19 protein-coding genes and 1 pseudogene are annotated in these 22615 nt (G+C 72.4%); 11 read left to right on the top strand and 9 right to left on the bottom strand.

Annotated elements, in window-relative coordinates; translation table 11 throughout:
• Nucleotides 1–12 precede the first annotated feature (12 nt).
• A complete protein-coding gene (locus K5S26_RS14715; protein ID WP_221859522.1) occupies nt 13–465 on the top strand; it encodes a MerR family transcriptional regulator in 453 nt (150 codons plus the stop codon).
• 141 nt (nt 466–606) lie between these two features.
• On the opposite strand, the gene pheA is transcribed toward K5S26_RS14715, so the two are convergent.
• The gene (gene pheA, locus K5S26_RS14710; protein WP_221859520.1) at nt 607–1560 is read right to left on the bottom strand and encodes a prephenate dehydratase; all 954 of its coding nucleotides are present in this window, start codon (nt 1558–1560) and stop codon (nt 607–609) included.
• Between the two features lie 10 nt (nt 1561–1570).
• Entirely contained in the window at nt 1571–3031 is a 1461-nt protein-coding gene (locus K5S26_RS14705; protein WP_221859518.1) for an IclR family transcriptional regulator domain-containing protein, read from the bottom strand.
• A 198-nt stretch (nt 3032–3229) separates the two neighbouring features.
• Here K5S26_RS14705 and K5S26_RS14700 point away from each other — a divergent pair, with 198 nt between their 5' ends.
• From K5S26_RS14700 to K5S26_RS14670, 7 genes are all read left to right on the top strand, one after another.
• Nucleotides 3230–4141 carry a transporter substrate-binding domain-containing protein gene (locus tag K5S26_RS14700; RefSeq protein WP_221859516.1) on the top strand — a complete coding sequence of 304 codons (912 nt, stop codon included), beginning with the start codon at nt 3230–3232 and terminating at the stop codon, nt 4139–4141.
• A complete protein-coding gene (locus K5S26_RS14695; protein ID WP_308122997.1) occupies nt 4138–5130 on the top strand; it encodes an amino acid ABC transporter permease in 993 nt (330 codons plus the stop codon). The genes K5S26_RS14700 and K5S26_RS14695 overlap by 4 nt, the downstream gene beginning before the upstream one ends.
• Nucleotides 5127–5903 (top strand): amino acid ABC transporter ATP-binding protein, encoded by a 777-nt coding sequence (locus tag K5S26_RS14690; protein ID WP_281427323.1) that lies wholly within the window; start codon nt 5127–5129, stop codon nt 5901–5903. Before K5S26_RS14695 ends, K5S26_RS14690 begins: the two co-directional genes overlap by 4 nt.
• A gap of 63 nt (nt 5904–5966) precedes the next feature.
• Nucleotides 5967–7139, top strand: a complete 1173-nt coding sequence (solA, locus tag K5S26_RS14685) for an N-methyl-L-tryptophan oxidase (RefSeq protein ID WP_221859514.1) — start codon at nt 5967–5969, stop codon at nt 7137–7139.
• 56 nt (nt 7140–7195) lie between these two features.
• Nucleotides 7196–7588: a cupin domain-containing protein gene (locus tag K5S26_RS14680; protein ID WP_221859512.1), complete on the top strand. Its 393-nt coding sequence runs from the start codon at nt 7196–7198 to the stop codon at nt 7586–7588.
• A gap of 67 nt (nt 7589–7655) precedes the next feature.
• Nucleotides 7656–9326, top strand: a complete 1671-nt coding sequence (gene pgm, locus K5S26_RS14675; RefSeq protein ID WP_221859510.1) for a phosphoglucomutase (alpha-D-glucose-1,6-bisphosphate-dependent) — start codon at nt 7656–7658, stop codon at nt 9324–9326.
• Between the two features lie 181 nt (nt 9327–9507).
• Nucleotides 9508–11796, top strand: a complete 2289-nt coding sequence (locus tag K5S26_RS14670) for a hypothetical protein (RefSeq protein ID WP_221859508.1) — start codon at nt 9508–9510, stop codon at nt 11794–11796.
• Nucleotides 11797–11847: 51 nt separating this feature from the next.
• On the opposite strand, the gene K5S26_RS14665 is transcribed toward K5S26_RS14670, so the two are convergent.
• Both K5S26_RS14665 and K5S26_RS14660 read right to left on the bottom strand, forming a co-directional pair.
• Complete coding sequence (locus tag K5S26_RS14665) at nt 11848–12981, bottom strand: AI-2E family transporter (RefSeq protein ID WP_221859506.1); 1134 nt, start codon at nt 12979–12981, stop codon at nt 11848–11850.
• A gap of 108 nt (nt 12982–13089) precedes the next feature.
• Nucleotides 13090–13674 carry a TetR family transcriptional regulator gene (locus K5S26_RS14660; RefSeq protein ID WP_221859504.1) on the bottom strand — a complete coding sequence of 195 codons (585 nt, stop codon included), beginning with the start codon at nt 13672–13674 and terminating at the stop codon, nt 13090–13092.
• Nucleotides 13675–13746: 72 nt separating this feature from the next.
• Between K5S26_RS14660 and K5S26_RS14655 the strand changes: the two are divergent.
• A pseudogene (locus K5S26_RS14655) lies at nt 13747–14748 on the top strand (SDR family NAD(P)-dependent oxidoreductase); the annotation flags it as partial.
• A gap of 85 nt (nt 14749–14833) precedes the next feature.
• On the opposite strand, the gene K5S26_RS14650 reads toward K5S26_RS14655, so the two are convergent.
• Nucleotides 14834–15817, bottom strand: a complete 984-nt coding sequence (locus K5S26_RS14650) for an endonuclease domain-containing protein (protein WP_221859500.1) — start codon at nt 15815–15817, stop codon at nt 14834–14836.
• 156 nt (nt 15818–15973) lie between these two features.
• Nucleotides 15974–17368: an MFS transporter gene (locus K5S26_RS14645; protein WP_246604058.1), complete on the bottom strand. Its 1395-nt coding sequence runs from the start codon at nt 17366–17368 to the stop codon at nt 15974–15976.
• Between the two features lie 262 nt (nt 17369–17630).
• Here K5S26_RS14645 and K5S26_RS14640 point away from each other — a divergent pair, with 262 nt between their 5' ends.
• Together K5S26_RS14640 and K5S26_RS14635 are read left to right on the top strand one after the other, a co-directional pair.
• Nucleotides 17631–18674 (top strand): ABC transporter substrate-binding protein, encoded by a 1044-nt coding sequence (locus K5S26_RS14640; RefSeq protein WP_221859498.1) that lies wholly within the window; start codon nt 17631–17633, stop codon nt 18672–18674.
• Nucleotides 18671–19465: an SDR family NAD(P)-dependent oxidoreductase gene (locus K5S26_RS14635; RefSeq protein WP_221859495.1), complete on the top strand. Its 795-nt coding sequence runs from the start codon at nt 18671–18673 to the stop codon at nt 19463–19465. The genes K5S26_RS14640 and K5S26_RS14635 overlap by 4 nt, the downstream gene beginning before the upstream one ends.
• A gap of 81 nt (nt 19466–19546) precedes the next feature.
• On the opposite strand, the gene K5S26_RS14630 is transcribed toward K5S26_RS14635, so the two are convergent.
• The 3 genes from K5S26_RS14630 to lplAB are packed head-to-tail and all read right to left on the bottom strand — an operon-like array spanning nt 19547 to nt 22592.
• Complete coding sequence (locus K5S26_RS14630; RefSeq protein WP_221859493.1) at nt 19547–20536, bottom strand: TIGR03560 family F420-dependent LLM class oxidoreductase; 990 nt, start codon at nt 20534–20536, stop codon at nt 19547–19549.
• A gap of 41 nt (nt 20537–20577) precedes the next feature.
• Nucleotides 20578–21546 (bottom strand): DNA-methyltransferase, encoded by a 969-nt coding sequence (locus K5S26_RS14625; RefSeq protein ID WP_246604057.1) that lies wholly within the window; start codon nt 21544–21546, stop codon nt 20578–20580.
• Nucleotides 21543–22592, bottom strand: coding sequence for a lipoate-protein ligase LplAB (lplAB, locus tag K5S26_RS14620; protein WP_221859490.1), 1050 nt, complete (start codon nt 22590–22592; stop codon nt 21543–21545). The genes K5S26_RS14625 and lplAB overlap by 4 nt, the downstream gene beginning before the upstream one ends.
• Between the last annotated feature and the right edge of the window lie 23 nt (nt 22593–22615).

The following is a 22615-nucleotide window of genomic DNA, read 5'->3' as shown; positions in this document are numbered from 1 at the left end:
AGGCTGACCGGCATGACGACCACCGACCGGACGGCCGAGCAGACCACCTACGGCATCGGCCGTGTCAGCGAGCTCACCGGCCTCAGCACGCACGCCCTCCGCTTCTACGAGCAGGAGGGGCTGCTCCTCGCGCCCGTGCGGCGCGACGGGGCCGGGCGGCGCCTGTTCACCGAGGAGGAGGTCGGCTGGCTCAAGGTGTGCACCAAGCTGCGGTCGTCGGGGATGCCGCTGCCGGAGATCCAGCGCTACGCGCAGCTCGCCCGCGAGGGGGCGGGCAACGAGGCCGCGCGGCTCGAGATCCTGCAGCAGCACGAGGAGCGGGTGCAGCAGCAGGTCGCCGACCTGCAGGAGGCGCTCGCGACCATCCACTTCAAGATCGACGTGTACGCGAGGGGCCATGCGCGCGGGCAGGGCCGACCAGCTGTGGCTCGAGGGCCCGGAGTGCTGAGCGCGCCGTCCGCCTGAGGCCGCGTCCCCGAGCAGAGACGCGCCACGGAATCGGAGGAATCCACCCCGTAGGGCCCATCCCGCTCGCGCACTCCTACGGCGTGGACATCCCCGGCGCCGAGGACGTGCCTTCGGCGCCCGGAGAGGCGCCCGGCCCCGTCAGGCCGCGGGCTCGCCCGAGATCAGCGCGCGCAGCCAGTCGCGCGCCTCGACGAACACCTCGTCGCTGTAGCGGTCGGGGTAGTGCACGATGGCGCGGTCGGCGCGGGGGTACGAACCGAGGAAGACGACGTTCGGGCTGAAGCGGCGAAGTCCCATCAGCGCGTCGGCCATCCGCTCGTCGACGATGTGTCCGTCGGCGTCGATCACGAACCGGTACCGGCCGAGGGCGTCGCCGATCGGTCGCGACTGGATCAGGCTCAGGTTGATGCCGCGGGTCGAGAACTGCTCGAGCATCTCGAGCAGGGTGCCCGCGCGGTCCTCGGGCAGCTCGACGATGACGCTCGTCTTGTCGGCGCCGGTGGGGGACGGCGGGGGCGTGGGCCCCGTGACGAGCACGAACCTCGTCACCGCGTCGGCCGTGTCGCCGATGCCCTCCGCCAGCACCTCGACCTCGTGGTGCGCCGAGATGCCGGGAGGGGCGATCGCCGCGTCGGCCGGGCTCGATCCGTCGAGGATGCCGACCGCGCTCGCGACGTTGCTCGACGCCGGCACGTGCTGGTGCTCCGGCAGGTGAGCGGCGAGCCAGTCCAGGCACTGGGCGTAGGCCACCGGGTGCGCGCTGACCAGCCGGACGTCCTCCATCCGCGCCCCCGGCCGCCCCACCAGCACGAACTCGACGGGCACCAGGTACTCGCCGACGATGCGGAGGTTGGGGATGCGCGCGAGCGCGTCCTGAGCGGTCGAGACACCGCCGTCGATCGAGTTCTCGATCGCGATCATCGCCGCGTCGCTGCGCCCCTCGGCGACGTCGGCGAGCGCCTCGCCGACGTTGTGCACCGCCCGCCAGATCTGACCGCGCGCCTCGGGCACCTGCGCGAGCGCCGCCTCGGTGAAGGTGCCCGCCGGGCCGAGGTAGCTGTACGTGCGACGAGGAGCGGCATCCGACGGCATGGGGTTCAGCCTAGACCGCGGCGCCGGACCGGCCGGGCCACGCGATCGCCGGCTCGTGGCCGAGGGCCGCCGCCACCTCCCGAGCCAGGTCGCGCGCCGCCCGCTTCAGCTCCTCCAGCCGACCCCGCACGTCGTCGGGGGTCCCGACGATGCAGGCCGCGGCGGCCACGCCGCCGCTCGCGTCGCGGATCGGCGCGGAGACGGCCATCTGGCCCGCTTCCTCGAACGAGTCCTTGGCGAGCACCCCCGCCCGCTTCACCTGCCGGACGCGTTCCAGGAACTCCTCGTGATCGCGGGCCGTGGCCCGACGCGGCAGCAGCGGGTCGATGTCGGCGACCTCGAGGTCCATCACGAGCGTCGGACCCCCGTCGGCCCCCGTGATCGGGCACGGCCTGCCGAGCCACGGCGTCATCCGCAGCCCTTCGCCCACGCTCTCGAGCACCTCCACACGCGTCACGCTGCGCATGCCGCTCAGCACGGTGATGAACGCGCAGACACCGTGCCGGGCGGAGGCGGCGGCGACCAGCGGCTCCCCGCATCGCATGAGCATGGGCTCCGCCGCCGCCCGATGCCACCCGTGCACGCTCCAGCCGAGACGGTACGTGCCGGGCTCGTCGCCGACGTGGACGACGTCGGCCTCGCGACTAGAGTCGAGCAGGCGCTGCACGCGGTCGCGGCGCAGCCCCGTCGCCCGGGCGGTGCCGGCGATCGTGTCGCGCCCCTCCGCGAGGTGACGGAGGATCGCCACGGCCGCGTCGAGGGACGCGCTCGTCCCGCCGGCCTCGGGGGGGCCGGCGGGCTCGTCGCGCTCCGGCGCCGGGGCGGCCGCGTCCACGGCGACGGCGCGCTCGACGATGCGGCGCGCCGCGTCCAGCGCTCGCCGCGCCGCGCGGACCCCGGCGCGGGCGCGGTTCACCGGCAGCCGGACGGCGAGGGCCGCGATGCGCTCGCCCGTCGGCGTGCGCACGGGGGTGGCGACCTCGACGCACATGCCGAGGGTCGACTCGGCGTGCAGCTCCCCGGCCCGGTCCGGCTCGTCTCCTCGCACGGCGCGGGCGATCGCCGCGCCGTCGTCGAGGACGACCTCACCCACCTCGGCCGGCGAGTAGAGCGTCCAGCCGGACGGTTCGGCGGCGGTGACGACCATCGCGGCGCCGGCCGGCGCCGCGAGCAGCACGGTCTCGCCCGTCCTCTTGCCCGCCACCAGGAGGGCGTGCCGCACCGCGGTCGCGAACGGCGCCGTCGCACGGCCGGACAGGCGCAGCGCGGCGGCGCCCAGGCGGTAGGTCCCGTATGCCTCGCCCCGCGCGAGCAGCCCCGCCCGCTCCAGCTCCGCGCACAGGCGGGAGGCCCGGCTCAGCGCGATCCCCGCGTCGCGGGCCAGCGCACCCACGGTCGACGGCACGGTCGGGTCGGGGCGCTCCGCCACCATGCGCACGATCCTCAGGCCCGTCGCCACCCGGTTCGCCATCCCGGCCTCCTGCAGAATCCGCAATCATCCGTCCGCAGATTTGCGGATCATGCGCACTGTAACAGGGGCGCTTCACGCCGTTCCCATAATGGCCCCACCTAGCTCCACCACGCAGCGCATCCCTGCGCAGGGGGCGCAACGCAGCGCTCACGACGCGCCGCGATGCGCCTCTCCGCATCGCTCAGAAGGAGTCCCCACATGTCCCCGCTCCCCCGTCCCCTCGCCCGTCGCGCGGCAGCCGTCGCGGCCATGTCCGTCGTCGGCGCAGCCGCCCTGGCAGGATGCTCGTCCCCCGCCGGGGACACTCCCGCCCCCGGCGAGAGCGAGCTGTTCGACCAGTCCATCGCCGACCTCCTGCCCGAGGACATCCAGGAGGCCGGCGAGATCCGCGTGGCCAGCGGCCCGGGATACCCGCCGATCCTCGACGTCGCCGAGGACGGGGTGACGCTCTCCGGCTCGCAGCCCGAGGAGGTGCGCCTCATCGGCGAGGTCCTCGGCATCGAGATCGTGTTCGACGACATCAAGTTCGACGCCCTCTTCCCCGCTCTGGAGTCCGGCAAGGTCGACATGGCCGCGGCCTCCCTCGGCATCACGGCGGAACGGCTGGAGACGGTGGACTTCGTCAGCGACTTCCAGGGCGGCACCACCCTCCTCGTCCCTGGTGGCAACCCGCAGGACCTGTCGATCGACACCCTCTGCGGCCACACGATCGGCGTGCTGAAGGGCTCCACCGAGGAGGCCGTCACGATCCCGGCGTGGAACGAGGACTGCGATACGCCCATCGACGTCTCGACGTTCGCCACCGCGGCCGACGCGGTGCTGGCCCTCTCGTCCGGCCGGGTCGAGGCCACCGTCAGCGCGCTGCCGCCCGCCATCTACCAGGCGGCGCAGTCGGACGGCGCGATGGAGGCGCTGGACGTCAACTACGAGCCGACGCCCTGGGGCCTGGCCTTCCCCGACGAGTCGACGCTGACCGAGGCGGTCGCCGCGGCGCTGCAGAAGCTGATCGACGAGCGCCTCTACCAGGAGAACCTCGAGCGCTTCGGCGTGGAGGTGGGCGCGATCGACGAGGCGGAGATCTACACCGACCCCTCCGAGTCGGAGCTGTGACCGGCGTGACGCGCGTCGAGCTCAGCCCGGCCGGGGCCTCCGCGGAGGAGGCCCCGCTCCGGGTCGTGCCCGTCCGCCGCTGGGGCCAGTGGGTCGCCACCGTGGTGATCCTCGCGATCGCCGCGCTGCTCGTGCACTCGGTCGTGGCGAACCCCAACTTCCAGTGGGACGAGGTGTTCGGCTACTTCTTCGACGGTCGGATCCTCCGCGGCCTCGGCACGACGCTGTACCTCACCGTCGTCGCGATGGTCATCGGCATCGTCATCGGCGTCGTCATGGCCGTCGGCCGGCAGTCGCGCAACGTCGTGGTGTCCGGGGCTGCCTCCGCCTACGTGGGCTTCTTCCGCGGCACGCCGCTCCTGGTGCAGCTGATCTTCTGGTTCAACCTCGCCGCCCTGTACCCCACCCTCGAGTTCGGGATCCCGTTCCTCGAGCCGTTCTACGTGGCAGACACCAACCAGCTCATCACTCCGATGTTCGCCGCGATCCTCGGGCTGGGGCTGAACGAGGGGGCCTACATGTCCGAGATCGTCCGCGCGGGCCTGCTCTCCGTCGACCCGGGCCAGACCGACGCCGCCGAGGCGCTCGGCATGCGCCGATCGAAGATCCTCCGGCGCATCGTGCTGCCACAGGCGATGCGGGTCATCATTCCGCCCACCGGCAACGCGACGATCGCGATGCTCAAGACCACATCGCTCGTCAGCGTCATCGCGATCGGCGACCTGCTGTTCGCCGTGCAGGTGATCTACTCGCGGAACTTCGTGGTGATCCCGCTGCTGATCACCGCCAGCCTCTGGTACCTGCTCGTGACGACCATCCTGAGCATCGGCCAGCACTTCCTCGAGAAGCGCTTCAAGCGCGGCGAGCGGCAGGCGGAGCAGTCCTACTTCGCGGCCTGGCTGACGGGGCTGCTGCCCCGCCGCCCGAAGGTCGAGCCGATGCCCGTGACCGCCGCGATCCCGATCGAGCCAGAAGGAGACCGCCGATGACCGGCACCGCTTCCACGCCGATGGTCGACGCCCGGGGCGTCCACAAGTACTACGGCAGCAACGAGGTCATCAAGGGCATCGACCTGACCGTCCGCACGGGCGAGGTGACGTGCCTGCTGGGTCCCTCCGGCTCCGGGAAGAGCACCTTCCTGCGCTGCATCAACCACCTCGAGAAGATCAACGCCGGCAGCATCAGCGTCGACGGCGAGCTCGTCGGGTACCGCCAGCACAACGGCAGGCTGCACGAGCTCCGCGACGCCGAGATCGCCGACCGGCGCAGCCAGATCGGCATGGTGTTCCAGCAGTTCAACCTCTTCCCGCACATGACCGTGCTCGAGAACCTGGTCGAGGCCCCGGTGCAGGTGCGGCGCGAGAAGGCGAAGGACGCCGCCGAGCGCGGACGCGACCTGCTCGCGCGGGTGGGCCTCGCCGAGAAGGCGGACGCCTATCCGCGGTCGCTCTCCGGCGGCCAGCAGCAGCGCGTCGCGATCGCCCGCGCGCTCAACATGCGGCCGAAGCTGATGCTCTTCGACGAGCCGACGTCCGCGCTCGACCCGGAGCTGGTCGGCGAGGTGCTCGATGTGATGCGGGGGCTCGCGGACGACGGGATGACCATGATCGTCGTCACCCACGAGATCGGCTTCGCCCGCGAGGTCGCCGACACCGTCACGTTCATGGACGGCGGCGTCGTCGTCGAGTCCGGCCCGCCCGAGCAGGTGCTGGACGACCCGCAGCGGCAGCGCACCCGGTCGTTCCTCGCCAAGGTCCTCTGACGCCCGTCCCCCTCAGCCCGCAGTTCTGCTCCCCGAGAAACGCACAGTAAGGAAGAAGACTCCATGGAGACATTCGACGTCGCCGTCGTCGGCATGGGCGCGCTCGGCAGCGCCGCCGCCTACCACCTCGCCCGCAAGGGGGTGAAGGTCGTCGCGTTCGAGCAGTTCGAGCTCGGCCACGTGCGCGGAGCGTCGCACGACACCTCGCGGATCATCCGCACCTCCTACGGCAACGCCGCCTACGTGCGCCTGGCGGAGGCCGCCTACCGCGACTGGGCCGAGTTCGAGGAGGTGGCGGGCGAGCAGTTCACCAGCATCACCGGCGGCCTCGTCTTCATCCCGACCAGCGGCCCGTACTCGGCGAGCGACTTCGCCCGCAGCCTCGACGACGTCGGCATCCCGTACGAGCTGCTCTCGCCGGCGGAGGTGCACGAGCGCTGGCCGCAGTTCTCCATCCCTGAGGGCGTCGAGACCGTCTACACGCCCGACTCCGGCATCGTCCACGCCGCGCGATCGGTGACGGCGTTCCAGATGCAGGCCCGCGTGCACGGTGCGGTGATCCGCCCCCGCACGCCGGTCGAGCGCATCACGCCCGACGACGAGGGCGTGATCGTGCACACCCCGAACGGCGACGTCCGGGCCCGCAAGGTGATCCTCGCGACGGACGCGTGGACGAACGCGCTGCTCGAGCCCCTCGGCGCGCGCATCCCGCTCGTGACCATGCAGGAGCAGGTGACCTACTTCAAGCCGAAGGACCCCGACGCCTTCGACCGCGAGAGCTTCCCGGTGTGGATCTGGGAGGACGAGTCGTGCTTCTACGGGTTCCCGACCTATGGCGAGCCCACCATCAAGGCGGCCCGCGACGTCGGCAACAACTACATGACGCCCGAGGAGCGGACCTTCGTGCCGTCCGACGAGCTGCTGTCGGAGCTGACGTCGTTCATGGGGTCGACCATCCCGGGCAGCGGCGAGGTGCTGCGCACGGTGACCTGCCAGTACGCGCTGACGCCCGACCGCCGCTTCGTGCTCGGCCCGCTCGACGAGCACCCCGACGTGATCGTCGCGCTCGGCGCGGGGCACGCGTTCAAGTTCACCCCCGCGATCGGCCGGATCGTCGCCGAGCTGGCCGTCGACGGCAGCACCTCGGACGACGTGTCGGCGTTCACGGTGTCGGGCGCCCTGGCCGCCGCCGCGAAACCGGCGGCCACCGGTGGCGCGACGATCGCGCTGGACTGAGCGGTCGGACGCGCCACGGGCGGCGACCGCATCCGACACCCCTCGAGAGGACATCCATGCAGATCCAGAGACGCGGACAGGACCACCACGACTGGTCCCTCTACAAGGGAGAGGGACAGGTAGGCGTCGAGTGGTACTTCCGCCACACCACCGACCTGCCGACATCCGTGATGCTGTACCACCTGGAGCCCGGCGCCGAGGAGGGCGAGCACTTCCACCTCGAGGGCGATCCTGGCAGCTGTTCGGTGGTGAGCGAGGACGAGCTGTACCTCGTCGTCTCGGGGGAGGTCGTCGTCACTGTCGGTGACGAGCGCGCGGTGCTGAGATCCGGCGACGCCGTCTACGTGCCGGAGGGCGTGCCCCACGGAGCGAAGAACGAGTCGGACCTGCCGGCCGAGCTTGTGCTCCTGTTCGGCCCTCCGGACGGGAACCCGCTGCGCGGGAAGTGAGCGACGTCGGCCCCGCGGATCCGGCCGCCCGCACGTCTCCCACAGCGATGCGTGTGAGACTGTCGGCATGACGAGCCGAGCCGGACTCCCCGCCGAAGCCTCCGACCTCATCGACGTCGATGAGCTCATCAACGCCTACTACGACCGGGTGCCCGATCCGACCCGGCCCGCGCAGCGCGTCGCGTTCGGTACGAGCGGCCACCGCGGCTCGAGCCTGAACGGAAGCTTCAACGAGCACCACATCCTCGCGACCACGCAGGCGATCGTCGACTACCGCACGGCGCAGGGCATCTCGGGCCCGCTGTTCCTCGGCCGCGACACGCACGCCCTGTCGCTGCCGGCCGAACGCAGCGCGATCGAGGTGCTGCGGGCGAACGACGTCGACGTCCGGATCGATGCGCGCGACTCGTGGGTGCCCACCCCGGCGCTCAGCCACGCGATCCTGACCCACAACCGCGGGATCCCGGGCGATGCCGCCGAGCGGGCCGACGGCATCGTCGTGACGCCGAGCCACAACCCGCCCGCCGACGGCGGCTTCAAGTACAACCCGCCGCACGGCGGCCCCGCCGACACCGACGCGACCTCGTGGATCGCGGCGCGCGCGAACGAGCTGATCGAGGGCGGCCTGGAGGGCGTGAAGCGGGTGCGTTTCGCCGACATCGACGCCGACGCGATCCCGACCTACGACTTCCGCGACGCCTACGTGCGGGACCTCGCCTCGATCATCGACGTCGACGCGATCCGGGGCGCCGGCGTCCGCATCGGCGCCGACCCGCTGGGCGGCGCCTCGGTCGACTACTGGGCGCTGATCGCCGAGCACTACGGTCTCGACCTGACCGTGGTGAACCCCGACGTCGACCCGACGTGGCGGTTCATGACGCTCGACTGGGACGAGAAGATCCGGATGGACCCGTCCTCCCCGTCGGCGATGGCGTCGCTCGTCGCGAAGCGGGCCGAGTTCGACGTCCTGACCGGCAACGACGCCGACGCCGACCGGCACGGCATCGTCACGCCCGATGCGGGCCTGATGAACCCGAACCACTACCTCGCGGTCGCGATCGACTACCTGTTCTCGCACCGGCCGGGCTGGTCGGCGGACGCGGCCGTGGGCAAGACGCTCGTCTCGTCGATGATGATCGACAAGGTCGCCGCGTCCCTCGGCCGCCCCCTGCTGGAGGTGCCCGTCGGCTTCAAGTGGTTCGTGCCGGGCCTGCTCGACGGCTCGGTGGCGTTCGGCGGCGAGGAGTCGGCCGGGGCGTCGTTCCTGCGCACCGACGGGTCGGTCTGGACGACCGACAAGGACGGCATCCTGCTGTGCCTGCTGGCCGCGGAGATCCTCGCCGTGACCGGCAAGACGCCGTCGCAGCGGTACGCCGAGCTCGAGGCCGAGTACGGCGCCTCGTCGTACCAGCGCGTGGACGCCGCGGCGACGCCGGAGCAGAAGGCGGCGCTGGCGAAGCTCGGACCCGAGGCGGTGACGGCCACGACGCTCGCCGGCGACGAGATCACCGCCCGGCTCTCGCACGCGCCCGGCAACGGCGCGGCGATCGGCGGCCTGAAGGTGCAGACCGAGAGCGCCTGGTTCGCCGCCCGCCCGTCCGGCACCGAGGACGTGTACAAGCTCTACGCCGAGTCGCTGCGCGGCGACGAGCACCTGCGCCAGGTGCAGGACGAGGCGCGCGCCGTCGTGTCGGCGGCCCTCGCGCCCGCGCAGGGCACCGGCTCCGCCCAGAGCTAGGGACGCCGACCCCCACCGCATGCGAGAGGCGACCCCCGGACCCGACGACCCACGGCGCGATGGCGCAGACATCGGCGCGCCCGAGCCCTCGACCCCGTCGCCGAGCGGGGCGGACGTCGACCGGGCGGGAGGCGGGGACACGGAGGGCCGGCCGCCCCGGCGACGCGTCAGCCGGCGACACGTGCTCACGGGGGCGGGCTACTTCGGGGTGCTCGGCACGTCGCTGCTGCTCGCTCCTCTCCTGCCGCGCGAGCGGCCGCTGCGCGGGTTCGACGCCGAGCGGCACCCGCCGCCGCCCGTGCTGACCGGCGACGGATACTCGATCACGATCGAGGGGAAGGGCGCGAGCGTCCTGCTGCGCGACTCCGACGGCGTCGCGGTGCAGCGGTTCTCGGGGTACCGGATCGGCCGGACCGACTTCGCCACCGGCACGGCCGCCACGACCCGCTCGCAGACGGGCGAGCAGTCGCTGGTCGTCGAGTACGCGCCCCGCAGCGCGCTGCCGGGAGTGACGGTGCGCGGGACGTTCACGCCGGCGGGGCGCGTGCTCCGCGTCGCGTTCGACATCGACGGCGCCGACCCGGACACGATGTGGAGCGGCATGATGCTGCGCGGGGCCATCGCCGACGAGCCGCCCGTCGAGACCGTCTACGGGGTGGCCGACTGGGAGCGCGATCCGCGCGGCGGCGTCCCGTTCGAGGCCAACGGCAGGTTCGTCTACCAGCAGCGCCTCGGCGACCGGCCGCTGTCGATCGTCACGCGCCCCGGGCATCAGGACTGGCGCACGCGCACGATGCTGCACCTGGCCGGGGTCCCCGTGTCCGAGGGCGTGTTCCGCGCCGAGGCGCAGGTGCTCCTCGGCGGCGACTCCCGCGCGGTGGTCGTCGAGGGCATCACCGCGGAGCGGCCCCTCGCCGCCGCGCTCTCGACGGACCGCGCGTACAACATCTGGGACACGGCCGACGAGCCGCTCGCCGTGCGCGCCGTCGCCTACAACGGCGCCGACGACAGCCGCGACGTGCGCTTCACGTGGACCGCGCGCGACTACGACGGGGAGGTCGTCGCCGAGCGCGACATCGTGTACCGCGTGACGGCCCGCAGCACCGTGGACGACGACCTGGCCGTCCCCCTGCCGGGACGGGGCATGGCGTTCGTCGAGCTCACCGTCACCGCCGGCGAGGACGAGGTCTACACGCGCACGAACGTGGCGGTGCTGCCGCCGCACGAGTTCGTCGAGACCGCGGCGACGTCCATGTTCGGCATGGCCGCCGACTATCTCTTCGGACCGCCGGAGGAGCGGGCGCTCCTGAAGCGGATCGGCGTGCGCCGCAGCCGGCACCTGCACTTCTCGCAGGAGGAGCGGCGCGAGTACGGGTTCCGCCAGCACCGCGTGCGCAACCCGCCGTCGCTCGACGCGTACGACGACGACCCGACGGCCCTCCGCACGTACACGCGCGAGGAGCTGGACCGCGCGGAGGCCGGCGGCGCGAGTCACTACGAGCTGGCGAACGAATGGAACATGGCGGGCGGCGTCGGCAGCGGCGAGGGCGCCGACCGATACGTCCGCAAGTGGCTGACGACGTTCCGTCGAGCGCTCGACGCGCGCGACAGCGACATGGGGCTGCTGCCGGTGGCCCTCGCCGGCATGGACATCGCCTACGCGCGGAACATGTTCGAGGCCGGCCTGGCCGACCACACCCGTGCGCTGAACATCCATCCGGGGCGCGTCAACGTCACGCCCGACTACGTGCCGGCCCCCGGCGGGGAGTTCTGGAACTTCCACGGCGCGCTCAAGCGCGCCCGCGCCCTGATGGAGGAGTACGACGCGGACGACATGGAGCTGTGGCTGACCGAGGTCTACGCCCCGACGCGTCCGAACTCGCGCAACCACGACACGTACCGGCACGCCGGCGAGAACGTCGTGCTGTCGGCGGCCATCGCCGCCGCGGAGGGCGTGACGTCGATGCTCTGGTACCAGCTCTACGACAACATCAAGGCGAACCCGTACGGCACGAACGCCAGCGACGCCGAGTACCACTACGGTCTGATGCTGCGGGACCTCAGCCCCAAGCCCTCGCTCCTCGCCTACGCCAACATCGCCGAGCAGCTGGACGAGGCGACGTTCGTGCGCTGGCTCTCCTTCCGCGGCGAGTCACGTCGCCGCGGCATGCACTTCCGCACCCCGCGGGGCGACCTCGTGCTGCTGTGGATCCGCGCGGACGGCTATCGCCTCAACACGGGCGGCGACGGGTCGGGCTCGTTCTATCCCGCGCGGGAGCCCTGGATCGACCCGTGGCAGACGAAGGAGCACGTCGTGCTGCCGGCGACCGGCGACCGGGTCGTCGAGATCGACGCGATCGGCCGCCGCACCCGCCGCGCCGTCACGGACGGCGAGGCCCGCGCGACGCTCGACGGCGCGCCGCGCCTGTTCTACGGCCTCGACGTCGACGCGCTCCGCGAGGACGACTGAGCCGACCGGAGCGCGACGCTCGACGCGTCCCGACGCGGGACGAACCCGCGGTCAGGCGCGGACGGCGTCCTTGCGGCGAGCCCAGCGGGCCGGCTGGTCGGGGCCGTCCCAGACCTTCACGATGCCCCACGCGACGGCCGTGAGCGGCACGGCGAGCACGGCGCCGATGATGCCGCCCAGCACGGTGCCGATGGTCAGCGCGATCAGGATGACCAGCGAGTGCAGCTTGAGCGCGCGTCCCATCAGCACCGGCTGCAGGAAGTTGCCCTCGAGCTGGTTCACGAGCACGACGATGCCGACGACGATCAGCGCGACGACGAGGTCCTTCGCGACCAGCGCGACCAGGGCGGCGAGCACGCCCGCGAGCACCGCGCCGACGATCGGGATGAACGCGAGCACGAACACCAGCACCGCGAGCGCCGGCCACAGCGGCACCTGCAGGATCGCCAGGCCGACGCCGATGCCGATCGCGTCCACGGCGGCGACGGCCGCGGTGCCGCGCACGTAGGAGCCGAGCGTGTCGACGGCCTTGCGTCCGGCGCGCGTGGCGCGCGCGTGCCACTCGCCGGTGAACGGGCGACGCAGGAACTCCCACAGCACCGGGCCGTCCTTCAGGAAGAAGAACAGCACGACGACCATCAGCACGAGACCGGTGATGAAGTCGGCCACGGCGCCGACGCCCGCCAGCGCGCCGCTTCCGAACTGCGCGCTCGTGAGGAAGCCGGTCGCCTGGTCGATCCACTCCTGGATCTGCCCGTCGTCGACGTGGAACGGCAGGGTGCTGACCCACGCGAGCACCTGCTGGATGCCCTCGTTCGCCTGGTCGTAGAGGTCCTGCCACTGGCTGCGCACCGACGAGACGATGAGCCAGCCCACCGCGCCCAGCGCGACCACGATCGTGAGGAGCACGATCAGCGTCGAGGGCAGCGAGCCGAGCCCGCGCCGGCGTAGGACGTTCATGAACGGCGAGAACGCGCTCGCCAGGATGAGCGCGAGCAGCACGGGGATCACCACGAGCGTCAGCGCACGCAGGCCCAGCACCAGGGCGGACGCCAGCAGCGCGATCGCGATGATCTGGATCGACCGGGTCGCGAGCGTGCCGAGGCTGTCGTTCCAGAGCGTGCGGGTGGGCGTCACCGGCGGCGTCGGGGTCTGCGCGGGTCTGCGGTGTCGTCCCCAGGTCATCTCGTCGTCCCCCCTCGTCGACAGCGTTCCCTCCCATCCTGTCGGCGTCGGGGCATCCCGTCCACTTCCGGGCGGCCTCTTGACGAGCGCGTGCCGGCGTGCCCCGGGTCAGCGCGGGGCGAACGCGATCCGGAACAGGGCGCGGATGCGAGCGGCGACCTCGTCTCGCTCGGCCGGGGCGGTGCGTGCGATCTCGGTGGCGAGCATGCCGGTCGCCAGGGCGACGTCCACGACGTCGATGTGGTCCCCCACGTGGCCCGCGGCCTTCTCCCGCTCGAGCAGGCGCGCCGCGAGCGCGTCGAAGCGCGTGCCGATCGTGCGCACACGGGGGTCGTCGCGGTGGTCGCCCAGCAGCCGGATCAGCGCGGTCGACGTCATCGCCTGCGCCACGATCGCGTCGATCAGGTCGCTCAGCGTGCGCTCGGGCGCGGCGACCGCTCGCTCGAGCTCGCCGATGTTTTCGTCGAAGACCGCGACCGCCAGGTCGACCCGCTCGGGGAAGTGCCGGTAGAGGGATCCCTGCCCCACTCCCGCGCGCCGCGCGATGGCGCTGAGCGGCACGTCGAACCCCTCGGCGGCGTAGAGCTCTCGGGCCGCCGAGATCAGCGCCCGCCGGTTGCCGGCGGCCGCCGCGGGCCCGCGGTTCGGGGCCGGCCGACGCGGCGGCGTCGGATCTGGACGACGGGTGCTCATCGGCGTAGCCTATCTACCGGACAACAGTGTCCGGTACCCGAGGGACACGGTCCTCGAAGAAGGGGATGCCCCATGGCACTCAGCAGGAACAGCACCGTCGGCGAGTGGCTGGCCGACCCGGCCGGCAAGGCCGCGATCGAGGGGCTCCTCGCCCAGGGCGGCGGCTCGGCCGATCAGCTCGCGCCCGCCGCGGGGCTCTCGCTCGCCCAGCTCGTCTCGATGAGCCAGGGCGCGTTCACGGAGGAGATGATCGCCGCCCTGATCGCCGCGGTCGGCGGCGAGGACGAGGCTCCCGCGGCCGAGGAGACCGGCGCGACGCCGGCGGCCTGGCAGGAGCGGGTCACGGAGGGCCGCTTCGCGGGCAGGACCGTGATCGTCACCGGCGCCGGATCGGGCATCGGCCGCGCCACCGCCTCGCGCGTCGTGCGCGAGGGCGGCCGCGTGATCGCGGTGGACGTCAGCCAGGAGCGCCTCGACGAGTTCGCGGCCGCCCACGCCGGCGCGGACGTCGTCGCCCTGACCGCCGACATCACCGACGACGAGGGCGTCGCCCGCATCCTGGCGGCGGCCGGCGACCGCATCGACGGGCTCGCGAACGTCGCCGGCATCATGGACGACATGACGCCGGTGGGCGAGGTGTCCGACGCGGTGTGGAACCGCGTGTTCGCCGTCAACGTCACCGGCACGATGAAGCTCATGCGCGGCGTGCTCCCCGCGATGCAGGCGGCCGCATCCGGATCGATCGTCAACGTCACGAGCGAGGCGGGCCTGCGCGGCTCCGCCGCGGGCGCCGCCTACACGGCGTCGAAGCACGCGGTCGTGGGCCTGACCAAGTCGAGCGCCTTCATGTACACGGGCTCCGGCATCCGGGTCAACGCCGTCGCCCCCGGCGGCGTCGCCACCAACATCGAGGCGAAGTTCGCGTCCCCGCTCGGCGCGGAGCGCATCCAGCGCGCGATGGCCATCCTGCCGGGCGTCGCGACGTCCGAGCAGCTCGCCGCGTCGATCACGTTCCTGCTGAGCGACGACTCCACGAACGTCAACGGCGTCATCCTGGCCTCCGACGGAGGCTGGCCCGCCCCCGCACCCCCCCCGCCCCCCCGACCCGGTGGGTATCGGCCCTTTATGGGGCACCGTAAGGGCCGATCCGCACCGGAACTCACGCCGCGCGGCGGGCGATCGCGTCGCGCACCCGCCGCACGGTCTCGCACGGCACGCGGTGCACGTGGCGCGACGTCAGCCGCACGATGAGCCAGCCCTCCGCCTCGAGCCGGGCGATGCGGTCGATGTCGTACTCGAAGCGCTGCTGGTCGCGATGATACGAGCCGTCGTACTCGATGCCGATCTTCAGCTCCGGATAGGCGAGGTCGAGGCACCCGACGAACCGCCCGTGACGATCGAACACGTCGTGGTCCAGCACGGGCTCCGCAAGGCCCGCGTCGACCAGCATCAGCCTCACCCGCGTCTCGGGCGGCGACGAGGCCCCGGTGCGGGCGCGATCGAGCGCTCGGCGCAGCCGCGCGGCGCCCCGCCGACGACCGATCGCCGCCGCCAGCTCGTCGCGCACGGCGAACGGCTCGCGCTCCGGCGGGCAGAAGCCCCCTGGATGCCGGGGCACCCGCAGCAGGTGGTCGGCGGCCGCCACCAGCCCATGGTCGTCGAGGTCCCCCGCCAGCATCGCCCACGTCGCCGCGGCGGAGGTGACGCGGACGCCCGCGACCTCGTCGACGGGCGCGAGCGCGACGTCGACGCGGACACCTCGCACCTGCGGACGGCGCGGCGGCGTGCGCGGCTCGTGCACACCCACCACGAGGGGACGCAGGCCGCCGCGCTCGTCGACCACCGCGGAGACCGGGACCGGGATCCCCTGCAGCACCGCCGCCGTCACCCCGGCGAAGAACGCGTGCGCCGGCATGACGGGCAGGTACTCGGCGACACGCGACGACAGCCGCTGCGTCGCCGCCTCGGCGGGCGTCGCCGCGGCGGGAACCGGGTCGGAGCCGCGCGGGCCGCGTCGAACGCCGTGGAACGGGCGCTCCAGGTCGCCCTGGCGGAGGCGCTTCGGCGTGGCGCCGGCCGCCCGGGCCTGCGCCACGCCGAACACGGGCGGGAGCCCCTCGGGCAGTTTTCCGTGCGTGCGCATCCCCCGAGCCTCGCGCCCGAGGGCGCGCGCCGAGCGCCGCGCGCCCTCATCGCGAGCACCCCATCGCCGTCCGTGCCCTGTGGACGACACGCGGCGGCACGAATCGGTGCGAGTCGGCCCTTATGGGGCACCGTAAGGGCCGACTCGCACCGGAAATCAGGGCGCGTCCGCCGAGGCCGGGGCCGTGTCGGCAGCGGCCGGCGCCGGGGGCGTCTTCTCGTACTGCGCCGACAGGCGGCGGTACTGCGGCGTCAGGAACGCGGCGAGCGCGACCAGCGCGCACAGCAGCCCGGCGAAGACGAAGATCAGCGCGATGCCGCGGTTCTCTCCCTCGCCCAGCAGCCACGCCCACTGCGCCTCGCCCTCGCCGCGCATGTACGGGATCACCCACGCCTGGGCGATGGGGGCGATCAGCAGGGCGGTGACGGGGGCCGCCGCGGCCTCGAACGTCATGGCGAAGCCGAACACGCGCCCCTGCTTCTCGTAGGGCACGACCCGCTGGATCACCGTCTGCTCGGCCGCCTCGACGGCGGGCACGCACGCCATGTAAACCCAGCAGCCCGCGATGAACAGCCATCCCCACTCGCGCGCCGCGAAGACCGCCCCGATGACCCCGATGAGGGCCGCCACCACCAGCATCGTGCGGATGGGCCGCCGCCCCAGCCCGGTGGCGGCGATCAGCGCGCCGCCCGCGATGAAGCCGGTCGAGGCCACCGCGAACCAGATGCCCCACCCCTGCACGCCGAACAGGTCGATGCCGTACGGGTCCATCAGCGCCATGTAGACGCCGCCCGCGAAGTTGTTGATCGTCGAGAACAGCACCAGCGCCAGCAGACCGGGCGCCGCGAGCACCGCCAGCCAGCCGCCGCGGATGTCGACCCACTTGGTCGTGCCGCCCTCGACGTGCGCGATCTCGCGCTCCGGGATGCGCAGCGCCGACAGGTGCAGCATCGCGAGCAGCATGGCGGCGAGGCCGATGACGAGCGTCCAGCCCATGCCGAGGAAGCCGACGGACAGCCCGCTGAGCACGCTCGTGACGAGCATCGACACGCCCTGCACGGTGCCGACCAGGCCGTTCGCGTTGGCGTGCCGCTCATCGGGCACGAGCAGCGTCACCGTGGTCGACAGGGCGATGCTGCGCAGCTGCTCGACGACGGCGCCGGCGAGCATGACGACCGCGAAGATCCAGAACCAGGGCATCGTGAGGTCGACGATGCGTTCCTCGCCGATCCAGAAGAAGAACGCGGTGTCGAGACAGAACACGACCAACGCCGCCGCCGTCGCCCACAGCATCACGGCCTTCTTGCGGTACCTGTCGACGAGCGTGCCGAACAGCATGCTGAACAGGGCGATGAACAGCATGTACGCGCCGCCGATCACGCCGGTCGCGATGACGTTGCGGGTCTCGGCGTAGATCCAGAAGGTCAGCCCGAACCACAGGAAGCTCGTGGTGATGTTCGCCACCGCGGTGTTGACCAGCACGTGCACGAACGTGCGCATGCCGTGCGGAGGGGCGGCGACGGTCGCGCCGGGTGCCGGGCTGTCGTCCATGGGCCACCCTTCGTCGGTCTCTCCGTCATGGTCGGCGCGGACGGGCCCGCCGGTCAAGACGTTAGGCCGGACCTCCGACACGGGGCGTCCGCGCCTGCCTCCCCCGCCGCGGTGGCGAATTTGCAACCAATCGTGTTTACAGCTCAACCAAAGCCTTCCGGTCAACGAAACCGCGCCGATCCGGCCCTCCGGGGCCGTCGATCATGTCGCGCAGCGCATGCGCCGCATGCATCCCTACTCGACGACGAGTGAAGGAGACACCATGCCCCTGCCCAGAACCCGGCGGACGTCCGCCCTCGCCCTGGCCGCCGCGCTCGTGCTCGCCGGCTGCGCCGCGGGCCCGGCCGACGCCGACCCCGCCGAGACGGACGGCTCCGCGGAGTCGCTCGACAAGATCGTCTACCTGACGAACCTGCCGCTCGACACGCTGTCGTTCGCGCCCGAGCTGCTCGCGCAGACCCACGGCTTCTTCGAAGAGGAGGGCCTCGAGGTCGAGTTCCAGCCGGTGGGCGGATCGCCCGTCGCCATCCAGGGGCTCATCGGCGGATCCGCGCCGATCACCCGCGCGGGCGCCATAGACGTGCTGACGCTCGCGTCGCAGGGGCAGACGCTGGTGAACGTCGGCACGCTGGAGCGCGGCGGCGGCTTCCGCATCGTCTCCAGCGAGGAGAACCCGATCGAGGGCATCGACGACCTCCCCGGCAGCACCATCGGCGTCGGATCGGAGGGCGGCACCAGCGCGAAGACCATGATGCTCGCGCTGCAGACGAACGGTCACGACGCGGACAGCGTCGAGCGACAGGTCGTCGGCCTGACGCCGGCCACGTTCGCGCTCGTCCAGCAGGGCCAGCTCGACGGCTACATGCTCGGCATCGACACCGCCGTGATGGTCGGCGCGGCCAACGACGACGCGGTCGTCAGCCCGGCGGGCCTGACCGCCGCCACGGACGTGCAGGCGTACGTCTCGACCCCCGAGCAGATCGCGGCGCACGGTGACGAGATCGAACGGTTCCTGCGGGCCGTCAAGCGCGCGGCGGAGTTCATCATCGAGGACGAGTCGCTGGACGACACCCTCGAGAGCCTCCGCACCGAGTACTCCTTCGCCGCGCTCGACGACGACGAGGTCGCCAAGGAGTCGCTCGACGCGTATCGCGCCGTGTGGGTCGGCGACGGCTCCCTCGACGTGCTCGAGCAGGACCACGAGCGCTGGCAGGAGGGCTACGACCTGCTCGTCGAGTCGGGGCTGTCCGAGCCGGGCGGCGATCCGGCCGAGTGGATCACCGACGACCTGGTGCCGGCCGAATGAGCGGCGGGGAGCTCGAGGGCAAGGTCGCGATCGTCACGGGCGGCGCCAGCGGCATCGGGCGGGCCACCGTGCACGCCATGGTGCGCGAGGGCGCGCGCGTGGTCATCGGCGACGTCGACGAGGACGGCGCCCGGCGGGTCGTCGAGGAGGCCGCGGAACAGGGCCACCCGGGGACCGTCGCGGCGGTGCACGCGGACGTCAGCTCGTGGCCGGACGTGCAGGGGCTCGTGGCCCAGGCGGTCGACGCGTTCGGCCGCCTCGACGTCATGTTCAACAACGCGGGCATCCCGGGCGGCTTCCCGCTGCTCGACCACGACCCGGAGAAGCACTATCACCCGGTGATGCGCATCGACCTCGACGGGGTCTACCACGGCATCCTCGCGGCCGCCCGGCAGTTCGTCGCCCAGGGAGGCGGCGGGGTGATCGTCAACACGTCGTCGATCTACGGGCAGAGCGCCGGGGAGCGCGCCTTCACGTACGGCGCGGCGAAGGCGGGGGTGATCTCGTTCACCCGGTCCGCGGCCATGGAGCTGGCCGAGCACGGCATCCGGGTCGTCGCGATCACGCCCGGCAGGGCCCGAACGCCGATCCTCGCCCGGTTCTCGGACGAGCTGAACGCGTTCATGGCGTCCGAGCAGCTGAGGGGGCGGCTGACCGAGCCGGAGGAGATCGCGGAGGTCGTGGCGTTCCTCGCCTCCGACCGCGCCAACGCGATCAACGGCACGGTGGTCAGCGTCGACGACGGCTACATCGCGTTCAAGAACCGGCTGCCGCTGCCGCAGGCGCCGTAGGCCGAGGGCATCGGTGCGAAAGCGCCCTCACGGCGTCTCGCAAGGGCGCTTTCGCACCGACCCGCGCGTGCCCGCGCGTGGCTAGGCCGACAGCGCCGGGATGACCCGCTGCTCGAACAGCTCGACGCCCGAGAGGTCGTAGGCCGACTCGGGGAAGTAGTGGATGGCGTACCCGAGGCCGACCTCGCGCATCGCGGCGAGCCGCTCCGTGACCTGCTCGACCGTGCCGACGAGCCCCTCGCCCGTCGTGAGCTTCTCCATCAGCCCGGCGGTCGCGTCGCCCGTGTACGGCGCCACCCGGGCCTCGATGGCGCGGAGGCGCTCGCGCACGTCCGCCTCGGTCTCGCCGACCACGGTGTTGAAGTTGGCGGAGCGGGTGATCTCGGCGAAGTCACGCCCCAGCCGGTCGGTGTGCCCGCGCAGCACCTCGCTCTTGTGCCGGAAGCCCTCGACCCCGCCGTTGAAGTTGGTGTACGAGGCGTACTCGGCCGCGATCCGCAGCGTGACCTTCTCGCCGGCGCCGGCGATCCAGATCGGGATCCCGCCCTCCTGGATCGGCAGCGGGCGGACGATCGCGCCGTCGGCCTGGAAGTACGCGCCGTCGAGCGTCGCCGATCCGGTGCGCCACGCCTGGGACAGGATCTCGACGCCCTCGCGCAGCGCCCGCAGCCGGTCGGGCACCTCGGGGAAGCCGTAGCCGTACGCCCGCCACTCGTGCTCGTACCAGCCGCCGCCGATGCCCATCTCCACGCGCCCGGCCGAGACGTGGTCGACGGTCGCGGCGACCTTTGCGAGATAGGCGGGGTTGCGGTACCCCATGCAGGTGCACATCTGGCCGAGGCGGATGCGGCTCGTCGAGGCGGCGAACGCCGACATCAGCGTCCACGCCTCGTGCGTGGCCTCGTCGCTCGGCACCGGGGTGGTGTGGAAGTGGTCGTAGACCCACAGCGACTCCCAGGGGCCGGCGTCGGCCCGGACGGCGAGAGACCGCATCGTGCTCCAGTGCGCCGCCGGGTCGATGTCGACCAGGTCGAAGCGCCAGCCCTGCGGGATGAAGATTCCGAATCGCATGCCTCCGAGCGTAGGGCTCCCGCCCCGTGCGCGGGCGGCGTTCAGGACGTCACGACCTCCGCGTGCGGGATCCGCTCGGCCATCACGCGGATCGCGTCGGGGTTCACGTCGACGAGCGTGGCGTGACGGCCGAGCGCCGAGGCGACGGCTCCCGTCGTGCCGCTGCCGGCGAAGAGGTCGAGCACGCGGTCGCCCGGACGCGACGACGCCGCGACGATCCGGCGCAGCACGCCCTCGGGCTTCTGGGTCGGGTAGCCGGTGCGCTCGCGGCCGGAGGTCGGCACGATCGTGTGCCACCACACATCGGTCGGCAGCTTGCCCCGGGCGGCCTTCTCGGCCGTCACGAGCCCGGGCGCCATGTAGGGCTCGCGGTCGACCGCGGAGGAGTCGAACCAGTACCGGTCGGGGTCCTTCACGTACACGAGGATCGTGTCGTGCTTCGTGGGCCAGCGGCTGCGCGACTTGGCCCCGTAGTCGTACGCCCAGATCAGCTCGTTGAGGAAGCAGTCGCGGCCGAACACCGCGTCGAGCAGCACCTTGGCGTAGTGCGCCTCGCGGTAGTCGAGGTGCAGGTACAGCGTGCCGTCGTCGGCCAGCAGGCGCCACGCCTCGGCCAGGCGTGGCTCGAGGAACGCCCAGTAGTCGTCGAAGCGGTCGTCGTAGGTCCGCAGCGCGCCGCGGACCCGCTCGTAGCCGCGACCGTGGAACCCCGCCCAGACGGGTCCGTCCTGTGCAGGACGCAGGACGGGATCGACGGAGACGGCGGAACCGGTGCCGTCTCGGCCGGCTCGGGCCGATCCGTCCGGCGTCGTGCCCGGCGCCGCCGCGTCGGTGCGCAGGGCGCGCTGCGACCGGTGCTCGCGGGTGCGGCCGGTGTTGAACGGCGGATCGAGGTAGACGAGCGAGAACGCGCCGTCGGGCAGCGTGCGGGCGACGTCGAGGTTGTCGCCGTGGTGGATCGCGACCTCGCCGCGCACCGGGGTCGCGGGGCCCTGCGGCGCAGCGGTCAAGGGACCCGGTGCAGCCACGCGTCGGTCGCGAACTTCGACTCGACCAGCGCCTCGGCCTCGGCGTACTCGTCGGGCTGGATCGTGCCCTTGGCGGCGCCCGTGAACTCCTGGAACGACTGGATCAGCCGGTCGATGATCTCGCGGCGGGGCATTCCGGTCTGGCTGCGCAGCGGGTCGACGCGCTTCGCGGCGGACGCGGTGCCCTTGTCGCTGAGCTTCTCGCGGCCGATGCGCAGCACCTGCGTCATGACCTCGCCGTCGATGTCGTAGCTGAGCGTCGCGTGGTGCAGCACCCCGCCGCCCGCCAGGCGCTTCTGGGCGGCGCCGCCGATCTTGCCCGAGGGGCTCGCGATGTCGTTGAGCGGCTGATAGGTCGCATCGATGCCGAGTGAGCGCAGCGCCTGCAGCACCCAGTCGTCGAGGAACGCGTAGGAGTCGGCGAACGTGAGCCCGGCGACCAGCGACGCCGGCACGTAGAGCGAGTAGGTGATGATCTGGCCGGCGCCCATGAGCATCGCGCCGCCGCCGGAGATCCTGCGCACGACCTCGAAGCCGTGCCGGGCGGCGCCGTCCGGGTCGACCTCGTTGCGGTACGACTGGAACGAGCCGATGACGACGGCCGACTCGTCCCACTCCCAGATGCGCAGCGTCGGCTTGCGGAGCCCGGCCCCCACGCGACCGGTGAGCACCTCGTCGAGCGCGAGGTTCATGCGCGGAGACACCGCGGGATCGTCGACGACCTCCCACTCGAAGTCGCTCCACGCGGACGCCGTGACCAGCGCGCGCCGCACCGCGGTGCCGACGGCCTCGGGGGTGAAGCCGAGCAGCTGGGCGCCGTCGGGCAGCGCGGACCGCACGGCCGCGGCGATCGTGGGCACGTCGGCGGTCTCGGGCAGCCCGTTCACAGCGGCGTTGATGTCCAGCAGCGCGTCGTCGGGCTCGAGGAAGAAGTCGCCGGCGAGATGGAACCCGTCGATCCTGCCGTCCGCGACCTCCAGGTCGACGACCACGAGCTTGCCCCCGGGCACCTTGTATTCGCCGTGCATGCCTCCAGCCTAGATCGCACCGA

The sequence above is a fragment of the Microbacterium marinilacus genome, from assembly GCF_019753765.1.
GTDB lineage: Bacteria > Actinomycetota > Actinomycetes > Actinomycetales > Microbacteriaceae > Microbacterium > Microbacterium marinilacus.
The sequence above is the reverse complement of the archived record's forward strand: the minus strand, read 5'-3'. Positions and strand labels throughout refer to the sequence as shown.